The following is an 18,233-nucleotide window of genomic DNA, read 5'->3' on the forward strand; positions in this document are numbered from 1 at the left end:
CGGTCCCGTGACTCCCCGCTGGCCCGTCGTCCTCTTCGACTTCGATGGCACCCTCGCCGACACGATCCCGTTGATCGTCGCCTCCTACCACCACGCGCTGGGCTCGGTCCTGGGCGAGGAGCCCGCGGACGACGAGGTCCGCTCGTGGATCGGCCGACCCCTCCAGCCGGTGCTGGAGGAGCGCTATCCCGGTCGGGGTGCCGAGCTCACCGACGTCTACCGCGAGTGGAACCTGGCCAACCACGACGAGCTGATCCGCTCCGTGGCCGGTGTCCCCGAGCTGCTCGACGACCTCCATGCGGCCGGTGCACGCACCGGCGTCGTCTCCTCCAAGAAGGGCGAGACCGTGCGCCTCGGGCTGCGGGCCGTGGGCCTGGCCCAGCGCATCGATGTCCTTGCAGGACAGGAGGAGACCGAGCTGCACAAGCCGCACCCCGCACCCCTGCTGTATGCCGCGGCCCAGTTGGGCGCCGCTCCGCGCGACTGCGTCTACGTCGGCGACGCGACCGTCGACGTCGAGGCGGCCAGGGCCGCGGGGATGGGAGCGGTCGCCGTCACCTGGGGCGCCGGTCTCGAGCCGGCCCTCGCAGCGACCCGACCCGACGCCATCGTGGCCGACGTCGCAGCCCTGCGGACGCACCTGTTCGCCCCTGCCCCCGGCTGAGCGGCGCACCCTAGACTCGCCGCGTGCACGGCTACAGCGACCAGAACCTCGAGATCCTCGGCGACGCGATCCTCGCCTACTCCGCCGACCGACTGAAGCTCGACCCGGTGCCTCTCGACGGCCCGCGGACGCTGGCCGAGCTCGACGCCCTGGCGGGCGCCACCATCACCGCCGAAGGCATCGGGGGCATCGAGGCGCTCAAGCTCTTCGAGGAGGACCTGGCTCCGGCCTGCATCTCCACCGACCACCCGCGGTACCTGTCGTTCATCCCGTGCGCGCCGACCGAGGCCGCGGCGATGTTCGACCTCGTCGTGGGGGCGTCGTCGATCTACGGCGGGTCCTGGCTCGAGGGGGCGGGGGCGGTCTACGCCGAGAACCAGGCGCTGCGCTGGATCGCCGACCTGGCAGGCCTCCCACCGGAGGCGGGCGGCGTCTTCGTCCCCGGCGGCACCATCGGCAACCTGTCAGCGCTGGTCGCCGCGCGGCACACGGCCCGGGTGACGGCAGCCCATGAGGGTCGCACCGGTTCGGGTGCCCGGCCGTGGCGGGTGGCCGCGACGCACGGCGCCCACTCCTCCATCCAGTCGGCCTGCGACGTCATGGACGCCGAGTTCGTCGGGGTCGACGTCGACGACGCGGGCCGGCTCACCGGTCCCGCACTGCGCGAGGTCCTGCTCGCGAACGGTCCGGAGACGTTCTTCGCGGTGGTGGCCACCAGCGGCACGACCAACTTCGGCATCGTCGACGACCTCGCCTCCGTGGCCGAGGTATGCCGCGAGCTCGGGATCTGGTTCCACGTCGACGGCGCCTACGGAGGGGCCGGCTTGGCCGCCCCCTCGGTGCGGGACCGCTACGCGGGCATCGAGCACTGCGACTCGTTCATCGTCGACCCGCACAAGTGGTTGTTCGCGCCGTTCGACTGCTGCGCCCTCCTCTACCGGGACCCGTCCCTGGCCCGCGCGGCACACACGCAGCACGCGTCCTACCTCGACGTCCTCAACGACGCCCCCGACTGGAACCCGACCGACTACTCCGTCGGGCTCACCCGCCGCGCCCGGGGCCTGCCGTTCTGGTTCTCCCTGGCCACCCACGGCACCAACGCCTACCGCGACGCCGTGGAGCGCACGCTGGAGGTCACGCGGTTCGCCGCGCAGGAGATCGGCCGGCGCGACTACCTCGAGGTCGCGCGCGAGCCCGACCTCTCGGTCGTGGTCTTCCGGCGCCTCGGCTGGTCTGCGGCGCAGTACCAGGAGTGGTCCGACCGGCTCCTCGCCGACCAGTTCGCCTTCGTCGTGCCGACCTCGCACGCCGGCGAGACGCTGACCCGGTTCGCGATCGTCAACCCGCGCACCTCCGAGGACGACATCGTGGCCATCCTCGACACCATGGCCTGAGGCGTCAGCACCCTTGTGAGACACGTGGGACGAGTGTGACAAGGGGCTGCCAGAACTGGCCCGATGGGACTACCGGAGTGGAATGACAAGCGTGTGATTCGCTCCGTATAGTTGCCCTGCACGCACACACGGCACACACCACGTCTGCGCACACCACGAAGGATTGGGTCGAGAGTTGAACGCCGCACACGAGCAGGATCACGTCAGCACCCCCACGGAGCTGAGTGACCGCGACCGCGAGATCATCGCCTTCGAACGGCAGTGGTGGAAGTACGCGGGCGCCAAGGAGCAGGCGATCCGTGAGCTGTTCGACATGAGCGCCACGCGGTACTACCAGGTGCTCAACGCCCTGATCGACTCCCAGCCCGCCCTCGAGGCCGACCCCATGCTGATCAAGAGGCTGCGCCGGTTGCGCGCCTCCCGTCAGCGGGCTCGTAGCGCCCGGCGGCTGGGCATCCAGCTCTGACCGAGCCCCCTGGTTCACCAACGCCCGTGCAGAAGCGACTGTACGGGCGTTGTTGCGTCCCGGGCCGTGCTTGACTGCCTTCGTGGGTGAGTTGCGAACCAGGCTGGCCGGACCCGACGACGCCCTCGTCGTCGCGGCGCTGACCCTCCAGTGCGCCCGGCACCGCGGTGGCCAGGTCGAGCCCGGCTTCCTCGACCGCCATGCACGGGCGTGGCTGGCGACCGGAAACGCCCACCCCGTCTGGGTCGCCGAGGCCGGGGACGAGCACGCCGGGTACCTCCAGGGTGCGGTCGTGGAGCCGTTGCCGTGGCCGGGACGCCCTGCGGGGGCCGGGGCCGACCTGCTGGTCGACACCTTCTTCGTGCGACCCGAGCACCGTGGGATCGGCGTCGGGGAGGCGCTGCTGAGGGCTGCCGCTCAGTGGGCGAGGGATGCGGGCTTCCGACAGGTCCTCATCTCCGCCGGCGAGCACACCACGACGATGGTCGAACGGGTCGGGTTCGTCCCCGATGCCCGCGCCTACCGGCTGGAGCTGTGATGGGTGCTGCCTTCCGGATCGGGTCGATCGTCGTCAACGTCAGTGACGTCCCCGGGGCCATGGCGTTCTGGTCGGCCGCGCTCGACTACGAGCCGCGCGATGAACCCGAGCATGACCCCGACCCCGAGCCCGACTGGGTGGTCCTGCGGCCGCGCGACGGGAACGGGCCCAACCTGTCGCTCAACCGCGGTGAGACCCAGCCGTCGCCGATCCCCCACCTCCACCTCGACCTCTACGCGCACAACCAGGCGGCCGAGGTCGAGCGCCTGGTCGGCCTGGGGGCTCGCCGGGCGGAGGACTGGCGCTACCCCGACGAGGACCGCGACTACGAGGTGCTGGAGGACCCGGACGGCAACCGGTTCTGCGTCATCGACGCGAGCGCCGAGCTGAGCACCGAGCCGGGCGCCGAGCCGGGCGCCGGCGCGAGCCCCGGATGATGCGCCCGGGACCGACCAACTCGTTGACCGACGTCGCCGGTCTGCGGGTCGGCCACGCCACCCGCCGCGACCAGGGGTGGCTGACCGGCTGCACCGTTGTCGTCGCCCCCGACGCGGGTGCAGTGGCCGGGGTCGACGTCAGGGGCGGTGCTCCCGGCACGCGCGAGACCGACCTGCTCGACCCGCGCAACCTCGTCGACCGGGTCAACGCCGTGGTCCTCACCGGCGGGAGCGCCTTCGGGCTCGCCGCCGCAGACGGCGTCGTCCAGCAGCTGTATGCCGCGGGGCTGGGTTGGCCCATGGGTGAGCCCGGTCAGGTGGTGCCCATCCTGCCGGCGGCGGTGCTCTTCGACCTCGGTCGGGGTGGGGAGTTCGCCAACGCCCCGACCGCGGCCGACGGCGCCGACGCCTACGCCAGTGCCTCGACGGATGCCGTGCTGCAGGGCTGCGCGGGCGCCGGGACCGGGGCCCGGGCGGGTGGCCTCAAGGGCGCCATCGGGTCGGCCAGCGCAGTGCTGGATGACGGCACGACCGTTGCGGCGCTCGTCGCGCTGAACTCGTTCGGCGCGCCCTACGACGAGCGCACAGGTGAGCTCCTCGCGGCACGGCACGGTCTGGGCGACGAGTTCGCCCACGTCGGCACGCCGAGCGTCGACGAGCTGGACGCGGCGCGCGATCGTGCCGCCGCGGCATACGAAGGCCAGCCGGTGCGCCCCGGGATGGCGACCACGATCGGCGTCATCGCCACGGACGCGACCCTCACCAAGGCGCAGTGCCAGAAGACCAGCGGGCTCGGGCACGACGGCCTCGCGAGGGCGGTCCACCCGGTGCACACCCTGCTCGACGGCGACACCCTCTTCACCCTCGCGACGGGGGAGCGGCCGGCCCCCGACCTTGCCGCGCTGCACGCCCTCATGGTGGCCGCGGGCGACTGCGTCACCCGGGCGGTGGGGCACGCCGTGCTGGCCGCCGAGTCGGTGTCCAACGGTGCCGTCGACCTGCGGTCCTACCGCGACGCGTTCCCGTCTGCTGTCAGGATGAGGTGATGGAACCCGAGTGGAGCACGCCCGAAGGGCTCGCCGCGATCAAGGACGCACTGGCCGCCACGATCGACGGCTGGCAGCCGCCCGTCGCGTATGCCGTGGGCATCAGTCCCGCATCCTCGTCCCCCGAGCTGGAGTTCCCGCACGTCAACGCCCCCGGTGGCCGGCACGGCCTGCCGGCAGTGATCCTGGCCAAGCTGCTCGGGCACTCCAGGGGGTCGCAGACCTACGAGCTGTCCCGCCCGCAGCTGGAAGCCGCCGTGGAGACGCTGCGGCCGGCGGAGGCGTGCACGACCCTCGACCACCCCAACCTCGCGGCCTGGCGCACCGTGCTCGCCGAGCTGGAGGCCAATCCGGCCAGGACGGCATACGCCGTCTTCATCGGCGACCTCGACGACCCGGTAGAGTCCGAGGCCGACGCGACGCTGCGCACCCTGCTCTGATCCGGGAACGCTGCGGCTAGGGGACCTCGACGTCCATCGAGTCGAAGGCGAGCTCCACGGTCTCGATGACGATGTCGCTGGACGCGGCGTCGAGGGGGCTGAGGCGGTAGACCGCGGGGAAGGCGTTGCGGAACTGCCAGGTCAGGACGAGCTGGTCGGTGGCGTCGAGCAGCTTCACGACCACGGTGCGGTCCACCGCCGGGTCGCCGTCGCGGGCTCCCTCCCACCAGGTCCACAGGTCGAGGTTGGCGCTCAGGCCACGGCTCAGCACCAGGTGCGAGTAGCTGGCCAGCCCCGGCTGCTTGTGCGGCTCGTTGGACCTGTCGTTGCCAGGGCGGTAGGCGATCTCGTCGATGTGGGCCACCGGGAGCTCGACGTGGGAGAACGAGGCGTCGTCGGTGCCCGCGAAGTCGACGATGAAGTTCGAGCCCTCGAGCGGGCCGGCATGCGCAGCCATGGCCCGAGCCTCCCACCACCGGACCGCTCCGGCGACCTGACTCCGCCCGCCACCTGATCGCCCGAGATCCCAGCTTTCGGGCCCGTGAGGGCCGTTGCAGCCCGAAAGCTGGGATCTCGGCGAGGTCAGGTGCCTTGCGGCCTGTGGAGAACTCCCAGGGGACCGTTGCGGATTTGCCACGCTCGTCGGGTGCGACAGCCCCGGACCCCACTCCCCGCGGTGCTGCGCGACCGTGCGTTCACCGTGGCCGAGGCGCGCGCGGCTGACGTCGGGCGATCTCGACTGGATGCCCGGGACCTGCAACGGCCCGGCTGGGGCATTCGCTCCACCCGGTCAGCAGGCACGATCGACGAGCACGCACGTGACCTCCTGGTGGTCCTTCCGCCGGGCGCGGCGTTCTCACACCTCACCGCGGCCCGGCTTTGGCGCTTGCCGCTCCCGACCCGGTGGAGCCGACACGAGCCACTGGACGTCCTGACTTGCGGGACGCCGAGCCGACGCGACGGCGTCCGTGGACATCGCGGTCTTGAGCTGCGCGAGGTCGAGATCCTGAGAGGGCTGCCTGTCACTCGTCCGGTGCCTACCTGGACGGATCTCGCGACGATGCCTGCCTTGTCGGTCGAGGATCTCGTCATTGCCGGCGACGCCTTTGCCACTCGGGACCCGCGCCTGGTGGCAGCCCTCGCGGCAGCCGGAGCCGGAGTCGGCGGCAGGGGCCGGCGTAAGCTCCGTGCTGCGTCCGAGCTGGTCAGGAGCGGAAGCGGGTCACCGATGGAGACCCGGGCCCGACTCGCCTTCGGCGAGGCTGGTCTGCCAGAGCCAGAGCTCAACGCAACCGTCTATGCCGAGGACGGCCACTTCCTTGCGCGGGTGGACTTCATGTGGCGAGGGCCGCGCGTCATCGTCGAGTACGAAGGTGACCAGCACCGGTCGGACCGACGACAGTGGGAGAACGACATCCAGCGCGTCCGGCTTCTCGAGGACCTGGGCTGGAAGGTCGTGCGGATCACCGCGGCCGACCTGGCCGATCCGCACCGGCGCCGAGAGCTCATGCGCATGCTTCACCGCCTCGTGGGCTGATGCGGTCGGCACCTGGCGGACTCGGCATACGGTGTTGTCCACCTCGAGATCCCAGCTCTCGGGCCCGCCGGGGGCGGTTGCAGCCCGAGAGCTGGGATCTCGGCGAGGTCACGCGCCGGACCCGTTTGCACTCTCCCCCTGAGAGTGCCAATAATGGCATTAGCACTCTCACCATGAGAGTGACAATCCAGGCCAGTAGGGCGAGGTCCGGGGAGCACGGCGACGTGAGCCGCGCAAGCCGGTCCGTCCGTCGCGGGCGCCCGCTGGCCACCGTTTACGTTTCGCGTGGGAGGAACCACCCGAATGGCCAAGATCATCGCTTTCGATGAAGAGGCTCGCCGCGGTCTCGAGCGGGGAATGAACATCCTCGCCGACGCCGTCCGCGTCACCCTCGGTCCGAAGGGCCGCAACGTCGTCCTCGAGAAGAAGTGGGGAGCCCCGACGATCACCAACGATGGTGTGTCCATCGCCAAGGAGATCGAGCTCGACGACCCGTACGAGAAGATCGGCGCAGAGCTGGTCAAGGAAGTTGCCAAGAAGACGGATGACGTCGCTGGCGACGGCACGACCACGGCCACCGTCCTCGCCCAGGCCCTCGTCAAGGAGGGTCTGCGCAACGTCGCCGCAGGCGCCAACCCGATGGCCCTCAAGCGCGGCATCGAGAAGGCCGTCGAGGCCGTCTCCGCCCAGCTGCTCGAGATGGCCAAGGATGTCGAGACCAAGGAGCAGATCGCTTCGACCGCCTCGATCTCCGCTGCTGACCCCCAGATCGGCGAGATGATCGCCGAGGCCATGGACAAGGTCGGCAAGGAAGGTGTCATCACCGTCGAGGAGTCCAACACCTTCGGCCTCGAGCTCGAGCTCACCGAGGGCATGCGCTTCGACAAGGGCTACATCAGCCACTACTTCGTCACCGACACCGAGCGCATGGAGTCGGTGCTCGAGGACCCCTACGTCCTCGTGGTCAACTCCAAGATCTCCGGCATCAAGGACCTGCTGCCCCTCCTCGAGAAGGTCATGCAGTCCGGCAAGCCGCTGCTCATCATCGCCGAGGACGTGGACGGCGAGGCCCTGTCGACCCTGGTGGTCAACAAGATCCGTGGCACCTTCAAGTCGGTCGCCGTCAAGGCTCCCGGCTTCGGTGACCGTCGCAAGGCCATGCTGGCCGACATCGCCATCCTCACCGGTGGCCAGGTCATCTCCGAGGAGGTCGGCCTCAAGCTCGACACCACGGAGCTCGACATGCTCGGTCGCGCCCGCAAGGTCGTCGTGACCAAGGACGAGACGACCATCGTCGAGGGTGCTGGCGAGGCCGACCAGATCCAGGGTCGCGTCAACCAGATCCGCGCCGAGATCGACAAGTCGGACAGCGACTACGACCGCGAGAAGCTGCAGGAGCGCCTGGCCAAGCTGGCCGGCGGTGTTGCGGTCATCAAGGCCGGTGCCGCGACCGAGGTCGAGCTCAAGGAGCGCAAGCACCGCATCGAGGACGCCGTGCGCAACGCCAAGGCTGCCATCGAGGAGGGGATCGTCGCCGGTGGTGGCGTGGCCCTGCTCCAGGCGACCAAGGCCGCGTTCGAGAAGCTCGAGCTCGAGGGTGACGAGGCCACCGGTGCGAACATCGTTCGCGTCGCAGCCTCCGCTCCGCTCAAGCAGATCGCGATCAACGCCGGCCTCGAGGGCGGCGTCGTGAGCGAGAAGGTCAGCACGCTCGAAGCAGGGTGGGGCCTCAACGCCGCCACCGGCGAGTACGTCGACCTCATCGCCGCGGGCATCATCGACCCGGCGAAGGTGACGCGCTCGGCGCTGCAGAACGCCGCGTCGATCGCCGCGCTGTTCCTCACCACCGAGGCCGTCATCGCCGACAAGCCCGAGAAGGCTGCGCCGATGGCTCCCGGTGGCGACGAGATGGGTGGCATGGGCTTCTGAGCCCAGCCACACGGCATACGCCAGAACGAGGGGCGGTCCACCGAGAGGTGGGCCGCCCCTCGTCTTTGTCCCCACCGGACCGGTATGCCGTGTAGAACGGTCCTCGTGCCGACTCATCCCTCTTCTGGCCCCCTGACCCTGGGGCCGCTGCTCCGCTACATCGGGGAGACCTCGGCGACGATCTGGGTCCAGACCCGCGATGCCGCGCAGGTGCGGGTGCGTGCGTTCGACCGTGAGTGGTCGGCGCCCACGTTCGGAGCGCACGGACGGCACTACGCCCTCGTCGTGGTCGACGGCCTGGAGCCGGGAACGGCCAGCGACTACGCCGTCGACATCGACGGTGAGCAGGTGTGGCCGCCGGCTGAGCCTGAGCACCCGGGGCTCCCGCCGAGCCGGATCCGGACCCTGCTCAACAGCGAGCCGACCCGGCTGGCCTTCGGGTCCTGCCGCACCAGCGTCTCGCACGACGCCGAGGGGAACGCCAGCAACGGCGTCGATGCCCTTCGTGCCTACGCGCACCACCTGAGCCGGCCCGAGCGCGACGAGAAGGACTGGCCGCACCTCGTCTGCTTCCTCGGCGACCAGGTGTATGCCGACGAGACCAGCGAGGCGATGCAGGAGTTCATCGCCTCTCGCCGCAGCCTCGAGGAGCCGCCGGGGACCGAGCTCAAGGACTTCGTCGAGTACTCCCACCTGTACTGGCTGGCCTGGAGCGACCCGCTGAACCGCTGGCTGCTGTCGACGTTGCCGAGCGCGATGATCTTCGACGACCACGACATCCGCGACGACTGGAACACCTCGCAGAGCTGGCGCCGTGAGATCAACCAGACGTCCTGGTGGCACGAGCGGATCGTCGGGGGGCTCGCCTCCTACTGGGTCTACCAGCACCTCGGGAACCTCTCGCCCGAAGGACTGGCGCAGGACGAGGTGTGGCAGCAGGTCGTGGCCCACGCGGGGTCCGGGGTGGCCGACGAGCTGGACCTGACCCGCGTGCTGGACGACCTCGCGGACCGGGCCGACCGCCAGCCCGAGACGTACCGCTGGAGCTACGTCCGCGACCTGGGGGAGTCCCGCCTCGTCGTGGTGGACTCCCGAGCAGCCAGGGTCCTCCAGCCGGACCGGCGCTCGATCCTCGACGACGACGAGCTGGCCTGGCTGGACATCCAGCTGCAGGGCGACGTCGACCACCTGTTCATCGGCACGTCGCTGCCGTTCCTCATCGCCCAGGGCATCCACGACCTCGAGGCGATCAACGAGGCCATGGCGTCCGGGGCCTGGGGGCCGCGGGTCGCCCGGTGGGGCGAGAAGATGCGCCGCGCGGTCGACCTCGAGCACTGGGCGGCGTTCCAGGACGGCTTCGCCGCGGTCCTGGCCATGGTGCTGGAGGTCGCCACCGGCAAGCGGGGGCGACGGCCGGGGACCATCACCTTCCTGTCCGGTGACGTGCACAACTCCTACGTCACGCAGATCAGCCCCGACCAGCTCCCCCCTGGCAGCAGCACGATCCTGCAGGCCGTCTGCTCCCCGATCCGCAACCCCCTGCCCCGACAGGTGCGCATCGCCCAGGCGTTCCTCGGCAAGGGCCTGGCTCGACCGATGTCGTTCCTGGTGGACCACACCGACAAGGTGCCCAGCGCGCCGTACCACTGGGACGTCAGCGATGGTCCGTGGTTCGACAACAACCTCGCCACGCTCGAGGTGCGGGGTCGGGGGCTCGTGATGCGCTGGGAGGCCGGTGAGGTCCGGGGCGAGCGCTACGACGCCCCTGACCTGCGGCAGGTCGCCCGCGTTGTCGTGCACTGACTCCCGCGACCGGGCACTGCGGGCTCCCGTCCACCGTTTGAGGGACAGCACGTAGGCGGACTGGGGGTTCACTCAGGGTGGGCTCAGGGTTGAACCTGAATGCGTCGGCGTGGCCGCGTCCCTACCTTTGACGAGAACGGAATCCACCATGAGCCGGGAGCCTGAGATGACCGCCACCCCCTTGACCACCGACGCCACCTCGGCGCCCACCGCGCGATCGGTTGCGGCCCGGGTCGTGGACCTGCACAAGGTCTACGGCAAGGGGGAGGCGCAGGTCCGGGCCCTCGACGGCGTCAGCATCGACATCGGCCGCGGGGAGTTCACCGCGATCATGGGGCCCTCGGGCTCGGGCAAGTCGACGATGATGCACTGCGCCGCCGGCCTCGACTCCGCGACGTCGGGCGAGGTCTACATCGGTGACGTCGACCTGACCCAGCTCAAGGACAAGGCGCTGACCCTGCTCCGTCGCGACCGCGTCGGGTTCGTCTTCCAGTCGTTCAACCTCATCCCCACACTCACTGCGGAGGAGAACATCCTGCTGCCGCTGGCCATCGCCGGCCGCACGCCCGAGCCGGCCTGGTTCGACACCGTCATCGACACCGTCGGGCTGCGCGACCGGCTCAGCCACCGACCGAGCGAGCTGTCCGGTGGCCAGCAGCAGCGCGTCGCCTGCGCACGGGCCCTGGTCAGCCAGCCCGAGATCGTCTTCGCCGACGAGCCCACCGGCAACCTCGACTCGACGTCGGGGGCCGAGGTGCTGGGCTTCCTGCGACGCAGCGTGGACGAGTTCGACCAGACGATCGTCATGGTCACCCACGACGCCCACGCCGCCGCCTACACCGACCGCGTCGTCTTCCTCGCGGACGGCAAGGTCGTCGACGAGATGCGCCAGCCCACCGCCGAGAAGATCCTCGAGCGGATGGCGCACCTGTCCACCCAGGGTGGCGCCTGAGATGTTGCGCGCCAGCTGGAAGAGCCTCATGGGCCGCAAGCTGCGGCTGTTCATGAGTGGGTTCGCGATCATCCTCGGCGTCTCGTTCGTCTCCGGGTCGCTGATCTTCACCGACACCCTCGGAAAGGCGTTCAGCGGCATCGTCGACACGGTCGGTGACGTCGTGGTCCGGCCTGCCAGTGTCAACGGCAACTTCGACAGTGCCCCCTCGTCGGCAACCCTGCCCGGGTCGATGGTGCGAAGCCTCGCGTCCGTGCCCGGCGTGGCCCGCGTCGACGGCAACGTCTCGGACCCGACCACCTTCGTCGTGTCCACCAAGGGCAAGCTCATCGGCGGCCAGGGTGCCCCGGGGCTGGGCCTGTCGTGGAACGACGCCCCGACCGCGTCGGGCGAGCCCCCGGCACACATCACGAGGGGGCGCTCGCCGCACCAGAAGGGCGAGGTCGTCCTCGACGCCGGCACCGCGGAGCGCGCCGGCTACCGGATCGGCGACGTGGTCACGCTGGCCACCAGCAGCCCCACGCCGATCGTCCGCGCCACCCTGGTGGGCCTCGCCGAGTTCAAGTCGGGGCTGGTGGGTGCGACCCTCACCTTCTTCGACACCAAGACCGCCCAGGGCCTCTACCTCGGTGGCAAGGACGAGTACACCGACGCCTGGGTCACGGCCAAGGACGGCGTCAGCCAGAAGGACCTCGCCAAGGCCGTCCAGGCCAGGCTGCCCGCCGGCTACCAGGCCGTGACGGGCGAGGCCGTCGCCAAGGAGTCTCAGAACTCGATCAACAAGGCGCTGTCGTTCATCAACACCTTCCTGCTGGTCTTCGCGGGGATCGCGCTGTTCGTCGGGTCGTTCCTCATCATCAACACGTTCTCGATCCTGGTCGCCCAGCGCAGCCGCGAGCTCGCCCTGTTCCGCGCCCTGGGTGCCGCTCGAAGGCAGGTGACGCGGTCGGTGCTGTTCGAGGCCTTCGTCGTCGGTCTCGTGGGGTCGACGGTCGGGCTGGGCCTCGGCTTCGTCCTGGCCCTGGGGATCAAAGCGCTGTTCGCGCAGTTCGGGCTCGACCTCACGGGGTCGCCGCTCGTCTTCCAGTGGCCCACCGCGATGTGGTCGTATGCCGTGGGACTGCTCGTGACGATGGTCGCCGCCTACCTGCCTGCTCGCCGAGCAGGCAGGATGCCACCGGTCGCCGCGATGCGCGACGACGTGGCCCTGCCCGAGTCGGCCCTGCGCTGGCGCCTGCTGGTCGGTGGCGTGCTCATGGTCGGTGGGCTGGTGGCCGGCTACCTCGGGGCCTTCACCTCCGTCGACAACTCGGCGCTGTACGTCGGCGGCGGTGTGTTCGGGCTGCTGCTGGGGGTGGCGCTGACGAGTCCCGTCATCGGTCGTCCGGTCATCGCAGCCTGCGGCCTCGTCTACCGACGGCTGTTCGGGACGGTCGGGGTCATGGCCGAGCAGAACGCGATCCGCAACCCCCGCCGCACCGCCGCCACGGCGTCGGCCCTGATGATCGGCCTGACCCTGGTGTCGATGATGTCGGTCTTCGGCGCGTCGGCCAAGGCTAGCGTCGACAAGTCGATCGCCGACAACTTCGTGGCCGACTACGTCGTGTCCAACGCGATCGGCCAGCCGTTCTCGTCGTCGATCACGACGGACGTGGCCAAGGTGCCGGGGGTCGAGGTGGCCACCCCGGTGCGCTACACCGTGTTCAGGAAGGGTGGCGACCGGCAGTTCGCCGCCGCGGTGGACCCGGCGACGTTCGCCCGGGCGGTGCCGATCGAGGTGCTGCACGGCACGCTGTCCAGCCTCACCGGAAACACGATCATGCTGACGGACAAGTCCGCCAAGGCACTCGGCCTCGGCGTGGGCGACACGGTCAAGGCCTCGATCGCCGCCGGCAAGCCGGCCACCTACACCGTCGTCGCGATCTACCGGTCGATGGAGGCCATGGACATCCCGGTGCTGACCTCGATCGCCACGGCCACCGCGAACGGGCGGCCGCAGCAGGACAGCCTGACGTTCGTCGTGCGTCAGCCCGGGGCCGACAAGAAGGCCATCGAGGCGGGCATCGACAAGGTCATCGCCGACCTGCCCACGGTCACCCTCAAGGACCAGAACGCCTTCGCGGCGGAGCAACGCGCGCCGATCGACCAGCTGCTCTACCTGATCTACGCCCTGCTCGGCCTGGCTGTCGTCATCGCGGTCCTCGGCATCGTCAACACCCTTGCGCTGTCCGTGATCGAGCGGACCCGGGAGATCGGGCTGTTGCGGGCGGTCGGCCTCAGTCGACGGCAGCTGCGGACGATGCTGCGGCTCGAGTCGGTCGCCATCGCCCTGCTGGGAGCCGTCCTCGGGGTGGTCCTGGGGCTCGCCGCCGGCTGGGGCCTGCAGCGCTCCTTGGCCGACTCCGGGATCACCGTGCTCGCGATCCCCGTGCCACAGCTCGCGATCTTCGTGGTGCTGGCCGGGGTGGTGGGCGTGCTCGCCGCCCTGTGGCCCGGCCGGCGGGCCTCGCGGCTCGACGTGCTCAAGGCGATCACCACGGAGTAGCGTCGTCAGCTGAACATCCGCAGGGTCTGCGCCTCGGTCTCGGCGTAGTGCGCGCCGGCGGCCGCCAGCACGCCACCGATCGAGTCGAGGGAGGCACGCACCTGCTTCTGGGTGCCCTGCCACTCGGCGACGAGGATCTGGAACCGCGCGGAGGCGGTGCCGGTCCAGGCGCCCTGGAGTCCGTTGAGCCGGGCCATCATGGCCGTGACCTGGCCGTCGATCTCGCTGGAGATCCGGGCGATGTCACCGGAAGCCGCCTGGATCCGCCCGGTGTCCACCGTGAACTGTGCCGACATGGTTGTCCTCCTGACCCGTGCGATGCCCCCATGGCATCCGCCTCCTGCGAGGCTAGGCACCTCGGCGACCTCGGCCCCCCGTTATCCACAGGGGCCGGCGCGGGGGCGGTAGCGTCAGCCGGGTGACGATCTGGATCGACCCGCCCGCGTGGCCCGCGCACGGCCGGCTGTGGTCCCACCTCGTCAGCGACACGTCGTACGAGGAGCTGCATGATTTCGCTGCAGCGCACGGGATTCCGCGCCGAGGCTTCGAGGGCGACCACTACGACGTGCCGCAGGAGCGGTATGCCGCGCTCGTCGCGGCCGGGGCCGCGCCCGTGGATGGGCGCGAGGTGGTGCGGATCCTGCAACGCAGCGGACTGCGGATCCAGAAGCGCAAGCACGAGCGCGTCGTCGAGGCGGTACCCGGGGCCCCCTGGTTGCCACCGGGTTCGCGGGCCGACGTGATCGCCTCGCGCCAGGACGAAGCGCCGGCCAACACGGTCGTGGTGCGCCTTGCCCTGGTGCGCGGCACGGAACTGCTCGTGGTCAAGCGGCCCGACGGGGGCTGGGACCTCCCGTCCCGAACGGTCGGGGACCAGCAGCCCGCCGAGGCAGTCGCTGCCGTGGCGCAGAGCCTGACCGTCTCGCCCAGGCCCACGCCCCTGTCGCCGACCTTGCTCGGCTACGTCCGCAACACCGTGCCTACCCCCGACCGGACCTATCCGTGGCCCGTCCCGAAGGCCTGCTTCGCCGTGTACGCGCAGCGGCTCGACGCCGCGGACGACGTGACCCATGGCACCTGGCTGCCGCTCGACGACGCGGGATCCCAGCTGTCGCAACGTCATTGGTGGCCGCTGATGGAGCACCTGCGTCACGGGGATCATCGGCGATGAGCAGGACCGTGCTCGCCCGGCTGCGGGACGTTCCCTTCGCCGACGGTTCCGCGGCCCACGTCGAGCTGGTGCGCTCCGACGAACCCGTGCCGGAGGCCGAGGTCTTCGCGGCGATGGTGGTGCTCCAGGACGCCGACGGCAGGTATGCCGTGGTGTTCAGTCCCCGACGCGACGAGTGGGGGCCACCCGGAGGTGCTCGCGAGCCCGGCGAGACGGTGGTCGAGTGCGTGCTGCGCGAGGTCCGCGAGGAGACCGGCCTCGTCCTGGCCGGCGAGGACCTCGCGCCCTGGGGGCAGGAGCGGTTCGAACCGCAGTCGGCGGGGCGCTGGCCGGCCGCCGGGGGCGCGATGCAGCTCTACCGGGCCCGTATCGGCGTGGCCGCACCGCAGCTCAGGGCCGCCGAGGACGACGCGGTCGATCCCCACTGGGTCAGCGTGGAGGAGTTCAGGAGCCTCTCCGGGGATCGCTTCTGGTGGCCCCTCATCGAGGAGGCGCCGCCGTCAGGGCCTCGAGCTCACGCGCCAGGTTGAGCCGGGCCGCGTCCTCCCAGCTCTCCCGGGCGAAGACCGTGGCGTAGATGGACTCGCGGTCCAGGAAGGGGCGCAGGATCGCCGCCCTGGCGGAGGCGAAGACGTCGTCGGGCACGGCGGCATACTCCTGACGCACCTGGGCGGTGTACTCCTCGTATCGTCCAGGCGGGGCGCTGAGGATCCAGAGGTCGGCGTCGTGGAACGCGGCGGACAGCCCCTCGTGGGCCAGCTCGTGGGTCTGCGTTGCGAGGACGAGGTCGCGGACGACCGCGACGTCCTCGTCGGCGAACCCGAGTGCCCCGAGGTCGCGGACGGCCAGCTCCGCGCTCTGGATCTCGTTGTCCCCGGGCGGCGTCGTGGGGTCGTACACGGCGTCGTGGAACCAGCCGGCGATGCGGCCCACCGCTGCCTCCCGGCCCGACAGGACGCGCGCGCTCTCCAGGTCCTCGAGCGCCCAGAACAGCTCCACGAGGTGGCGCGTGGTGTGGTACCTGCGGTGGGGCTCGCCGAGCCTGCGCATCAGGTCGGACCCGATCGCGAAGACGGCGTCCGAGTGCGCGCCGGGGGCGAGCTCGGCGACGTCGAGCTTCCACCACGTGATGAGGGCCGGCACGAGGGGGAGTCTGGCAGAGCCGCGCTAACCCCGTGCGGCGAGTTCGGCGGGCAGCGGCTGGGCGTGCACCACGGTGAGGGCCGAGACGGCCCGGGTGAGCACGACGTACAGCCGTCTCAGCCCGGTGCGCTGGTCGGGCTCGGCGGCGGCGATGGCGGCAGGCTCGACGACCACGACCCGGTCGAACTCGAGGCCCTTGGCGACGGTGGCCGGCACGACGTCGACCTGGTGGTCGATGTCCCCGTGGTCCTGGCCGAGCACTCCGTGCTCGATCTCGTTGCGGCGCAAGGTCTTCGACACCTCTGTCACCAGGTCGTCGGGGGCGATGATGCCGATCGAGCCCGGCTGGAGGAGCTCGCCGGCCACGACGTCAGCAGTGCGCGTCAGCAGGTCGCCGGCCCCGACGGCGAGGAGGTCGAGTCGTCCGCGGTTGTCGCGGACCGACACGGGCGCACCGAGGCCCGGTGCCATGTGGGGCAGGAGCTGGGCGGCGTACTCGATGACGCTCGCGGGCACGCGGAAGCCGCGGTCGAGGACCTCGACGTGGCTGCCCGGCTTGCCCAGGTGGTGAAGAGAGGACTCCCAGGAGTCGGTGGCCCAGGGTGTGGTGCCCTGCGCGATGTCGCCCAGCACCGTCGCCGCGCCCGTCGAGCAGCGTCGGCCGACCGCGCGCAGCTGCATCGGGGACAGGTCCTGCGCCTCGTCGAGGACGACGTGCCCGAGCGAGGGGGTGCGGCTGATGTGGTCGCCGAGCTCGTCGAGCAGGACGGTGTCGGCACGCGACCAGCGGACCGTCCCCTTCGAGCGCGCGGGGCTGTCCCACAGCAGGATCCGGCGCTCGTCCTCGGTGAGGATGTCCCGTGAGTGCTGGGCCAGGACGTCGGGGTCGGACAGCAGCGAGAACAGGACGGCCTTGGCGTCGAGCGCCGGCCACAGGGCCGAGACGTACTTCTTCATGACGGCGCTGCGAGCGACCTGGTCCTGCACGCGGTCGTCGGGCGAGTCGCCGGCGCCCTCCATCTGCAGCAGGACCGCGTGCGCGAGCCGTTGCGGCAGCATCTGGCGCGCCGCGTCGTAGCGCACGCCCCTGGCCTTGAGCTCGTCCAAGATCTCGTTGACCTCGTATGCCGGGACCCGCCACTTGCGGACGCCGCGGGGCACGACGAGGGGCTCGGTCGCCCGCTGCACGGCCGACCACACGGCATACCGGAGCACCTCGGCGAGGCGGGCATCGCCTTTGAGGACAGCGGTTTCGGTGCTGTCGAGGCCGCGGACGGGGACCGAGGCGACGAGCTCCTCGATCGTGGTGTGACCGACAGCCACCTCGCCGAGGGCGGGCAGCACGGCGCCGATGTGCTCGAGGAAGGCGCGGTTGGGGCCGATCACGAGGACACCGGAGCGAGCCAGCCGGTCGCGGAAGGCGTAGAGCAACCAGGCCGCGCGGTGCAGGCCGACGGCGGTCTTGCCGGTGCCCGGCGCCCCCTGCACGCAGATCGTCTGGTCCGCCCCGGCCCGGACGATCTCGTCCTGTTCGGGCTGGATGGTGGCGACGATGTCGCGCATCGGCCCGACACGGGGCCGCTCGATCTCCTCGGCCAGGATCTGGCTGCGGACCTCGTGCTCCGCGCGGTCCTGGAGGTGCTCGTCCTCGTACGCCGTGATGGCACCGTGGTCCAGCCCGAACCGCCGCCGGAGCACCACGCCCATCGGCTCGGCGTGCGACGCACGGTAGAAGGCCGTCGACATCCCTGCGCGCCAGTCGATGACCAGCGGGTCGCCCGCCGAGTCCGCCACGTGGCGACGTCCGATGTACCAGCGCTCGTCGCTGTCGGTGTCGATCCGGCCGAAGAACAGCGTCGTGGACGGGTCGTCCTGGAGCGAGGCAGCTCGCAGGTGCAGGGTGCGGGCGAGGTGCTCGGCGGAGATGGGGTCGTGCGCCTGGACCTTCAGCGACAGGGTCTGCTCGCGCATCCTGGCCAGGGCCTCGCGAGCGGCGGCCAGGTAGTCCTGCTCACGCGTGAGCTCGGGGGCGGGAGCGGGGGCAGACACAAGGGTCCACCTTGCCACCGAGCGACCCGCACGTCGAACGGGTTTCGTCGCCGGTCGGGCAGCTGGCGTGCCCGACCGGCGACGGTGGTGCTCCGGTGTCCTCCCGGGAGGACACCGGA

18 protein-coding genes are annotated in these 18,233 nt (G+C 70.8%); 14 read left to right on the forward strand and 4 right to left on the reverse strand.

Going from position 1 to position 18,233, the window contains the following annotated elements:
• Positions 1 to 7: 7 nt before the first annotated feature.
• The 7 genes from BJ986_RS08480 (at position 8) to BJ986_RS08510 (ending at position 4,985) form a co-directional block, all read left to right on the forward strand.
• Positions 8 to 664 (forward strand): HAD-IA family hydrolase, encoded by a 657-nt coding sequence (locus BJ986_RS08480; RefSeq protein ID WP_179421581.1) that lies wholly within the window; start codon positions 8 to 10, stop codon positions 662 to 664.
• 23 nt (positions 665 to 687) lie between these two features.
• A complete protein-coding gene (locus BJ986_RS08485) occupies positions 688 to 2,058 on the forward strand; it encodes a pyridoxal-dependent decarboxylase (protein WP_179421582.1) in 1,371 nt (456 codons plus the stop codon).
• Positions 2,059 to 2,233: 175 nt separating this feature from the next.
• Positions 2,234 to 2,524, forward strand: a complete 291-nt coding sequence (locus tag BJ986_RS08490) for a DUF3263 domain-containing protein (RefSeq protein WP_179421583.1) — start codon at positions 2,234 to 2,236, stop codon at positions 2,522 to 2,524.
• Positions 2,525 to 2,606: 82 nt separating this feature from the next.
• Positions 2,607 to 3,062 (forward strand): GNAT family N-acetyltransferase, encoded by a 456-nt coding sequence (locus tag BJ986_RS08495; protein ID WP_179421584.1) that lies wholly within the window; start codon positions 2,607 to 2,609, stop codon positions 3,060 to 3,062.
• Positions 3,062 to 3,499: a VOC family protein gene (locus BJ986_RS08500; protein WP_179421585.1), complete on the forward strand. Its 438-nt coding sequence runs from the start codon at positions 3,062 to 3,064 to the stop codon at positions 3,497 to 3,499. The genes BJ986_RS08495 and BJ986_RS08500 overlap by 1 nt, the downstream gene beginning before the upstream one ends.
• Entirely contained in the window at positions 3,496 to 4,545 is a 1,050-nt protein-coding gene (locus tag BJ986_RS08505; RefSeq protein WP_179421586.1) for a P1 family peptidase, read from the forward strand. The genes BJ986_RS08500 and BJ986_RS08505 overlap by 4 nt, the downstream gene beginning before the upstream one ends.
• Complete coding sequence (locus tag BJ986_RS08510; RefSeq protein WP_202881209.1) at positions 4,545 to 4,985, forward strand: hypothetical protein; 441 nt, start codon at positions 4,545 to 4,547, stop codon at positions 4,983 to 4,985. Before BJ986_RS08505 ends, BJ986_RS08510 begins: the two co-directional genes overlap by 1 nt.
• Positions 4,986 to 5,001: 16 nt before the next feature.
• Here BJ986_RS08510 and BJ986_RS08515 read toward each other — a convergent pair whose 3' ends face one another.
• Complete coding sequence (locus BJ986_RS08515; protein ID WP_179421588.1) at positions 5,002 to 5,442, reverse strand: phage tail protein; 441 nt, start codon at positions 5,440 to 5,442, stop codon at positions 5,002 to 5,004.
• 603 nt (positions 5,443 to 6,045) lie between these two features.
• On the opposite strand from BJ986_RS08515, the gene BJ986_RS08520 reads away from it, so the two are divergent.
• The 5 genes from BJ986_RS08520 to BJ986_RS08540 all read left to right on the forward strand — a co-directional run bounded on the left by BJ986_RS08520 (position 6,046) and on the right by BJ986_RS08540 (position 13,751).
• Positions 6,046 to 6,522: a DUF559 domain-containing protein gene (locus BJ986_RS08520; protein WP_179421589.1), complete on the forward strand. Its 477-nt coding sequence runs from the start codon at positions 6,046 to 6,048 to the stop codon at positions 6,520 to 6,522.
• A 303-nt stretch (positions 6,523 to 6,825) separates the two neighbouring features.
• The gene (gene groL, locus BJ986_RS08525; RefSeq protein ID WP_179421590.1) at positions 6,826 to 8,451 is read left to right on the forward strand and encodes a chaperonin GroEL; all 1,626 of its coding nucleotides are present in this window, start codon (positions 6,826 to 6,828) and stop codon (positions 8,449 to 8,451) included.
• Positions 8,452 to 8,556: 105 nt separating this feature from the next.
• Complete coding sequence (locus BJ986_RS08530) at positions 8,557 to 10,254, forward strand: alkaline phosphatase D family protein (RefSeq protein WP_337795031.1); 1,698 nt, start codon at positions 8,557 to 8,559, stop codon at positions 10,252 to 10,254.
• A 166-nt stretch (positions 10,255 to 10,420) separates the two neighbouring features.
• Positions 10,421 to 11,206 carry an ABC transporter ATP-binding protein gene (locus tag BJ986_RS08535; protein WP_179421592.1) on the forward strand — a complete coding sequence of 262 codons (786 nt, stop codon included), beginning with the start codon at positions 10,421 to 10,423 and terminating at the stop codon, positions 11,204 to 11,206.
• Position 11,207: 1 nt separating this feature from the next.
• Entirely contained in the window at positions 11,208 to 13,751 is a 2,544-nt protein-coding gene (locus tag BJ986_RS08540; protein WP_179421593.1) for an ABC transporter permease, read from the forward strand.
• Positions 13,752 to 13,756: 5 nt separating this feature from the next.
• On the opposite strand, the gene BJ986_RS08545 is transcribed toward BJ986_RS08540, so the two are convergent.
• Positions 13,757 to 14,047, reverse strand: a complete 291-nt coding sequence (locus BJ986_RS08545) for a WXG100 family type VII secretion target (protein WP_179421594.1) — start codon at positions 14,045 to 14,047, stop codon at positions 13,757 to 13,759.
• A gap of 122 nt (positions 14,048 to 14,169) precedes the next feature.
• Between BJ986_RS08545 and BJ986_RS16040 the strand changes: the two genes are divergently transcribed.
• A complete protein-coding gene (locus BJ986_RS16040) occupies positions 14,170 to 14,922 on the forward strand; it encodes a DUF4031 domain-containing protein (RefSeq protein ID WP_337795035.1) in 753 nt (250 codons plus the stop codon).
• Entirely contained in the window at positions 14,919 to 15,452 is a 534-nt protein-coding gene (locus tag BJ986_RS08555; RefSeq protein ID WP_179421595.1) for an NUDIX hydrolase, read from the forward strand. The genes BJ986_RS16040 and BJ986_RS08555 overlap by 4 nt, the downstream gene beginning before the upstream one ends.
• On the opposite strand, the gene BJ986_RS08560 is transcribed toward BJ986_RS08555, so the two are convergent.
• Positions 15,403 to 16,065, reverse strand: coding sequence for an HD domain-containing protein (locus BJ986_RS08560; protein WP_179421596.1), 663 nt, complete (start codon positions 16,063 to 16,065; stop codon positions 15,403 to 15,405). The two genes, BJ986_RS08555 and BJ986_RS08560, sit on opposite strands and share 50 nt — an antisense overlap.
• Before the next feature lie 24 nt (positions 16,066 to 16,089).
• The gene (locus BJ986_RS08565) at positions 16,090 to 18,114 is read right to left on the reverse strand and encodes a HelD family protein (RefSeq protein WP_337795036.1); all 2,025 of its coding nucleotides are present in this window, start codon (positions 18,112 to 18,114) and stop codon (positions 16,090 to 16,092) included.
• Between the last annotated feature and the right edge of the window lie 119 nt (positions 18,115 to 18,233).

This window comes from Pedococcus badiiscoriae (assembly GCF_013408925.1).
In the GTDB taxonomy this organism is placed as follows: domain Bacteria; phylum Actinomycetota; class Actinomycetes; order Actinomycetales; family Dermatophilaceae; genus Pedococcus; species Pedococcus badiiscoriae.

Coding starts and splice junctions, on each gene's coding strand:
- BJ986_RS08545 (WP_179421594.1), bottom strand. CDS start 14,047: ATGTCGGCACAGTTCACGGTGGACACCGGGCGGATCCAGGCGGCTTCC.
- BJ986_RS08505 (WP_179421586.1), top strand. CDS start 3,496: ATGATGCGCCCGGGACCGACCAACTCGTTGACCGACGTCGCCGGTCTG.
- BJ986_RS08555 (WP_179421595.1), top strand. CDS start 14,919: ATGAGCAGGACCGTGCTCGCCCGGCTGCGGGACGTTCCCTTCGCCGAC.
- BJ986_RS08500 (WP_179421585.1), top strand. CDS start 3,062: ATGGGTGCTGCCTTCCGGATCGGGTCGATCGTCGTCAACGTCAGTGAC.
- BJ986_RS08535 (WP_179421592.1), top strand. CDS start 10,421: ATGACCGCCACCCCCTTGACCACCGACGCCACCTCGGCGCCCACCGCG.
- BJ986_RS08515 (WP_179421588.1), bottom strand. CDS start 5,442: ATGGCTGCGCATGCCGGCCCGCTCGAGGGCTCGAACTTCATCGTCGAC.
- BJ986_RS08510 (WP_202881209.1), top strand. CDS start 4,545: ATGGAACCCGAGTGGAGCACGCCCGAAGGGCTCGCCGCGATCAAGGAC.
- BJ986_RS08520 (WP_179421589.1), top strand. CDS start 6,046: ATGCCTGCCTTGTCGGTCGAGGATCTCGTCATTGCCGGCGACGCCTTT.
- groL (WP_179421590.1), top strand. CDS start 6,826: ATGGCCAAGATCATCGCTTTCGATGAAGAGGCTCGCCGCGGTCTCGAG.
- BJ986_RS08540 (WP_179421593.1), top strand. CDS start 11,208: ATGTTGCGCGCCAGCTGGAAGAGCCTCATGGGCCGCAAGCTGCGGCTG.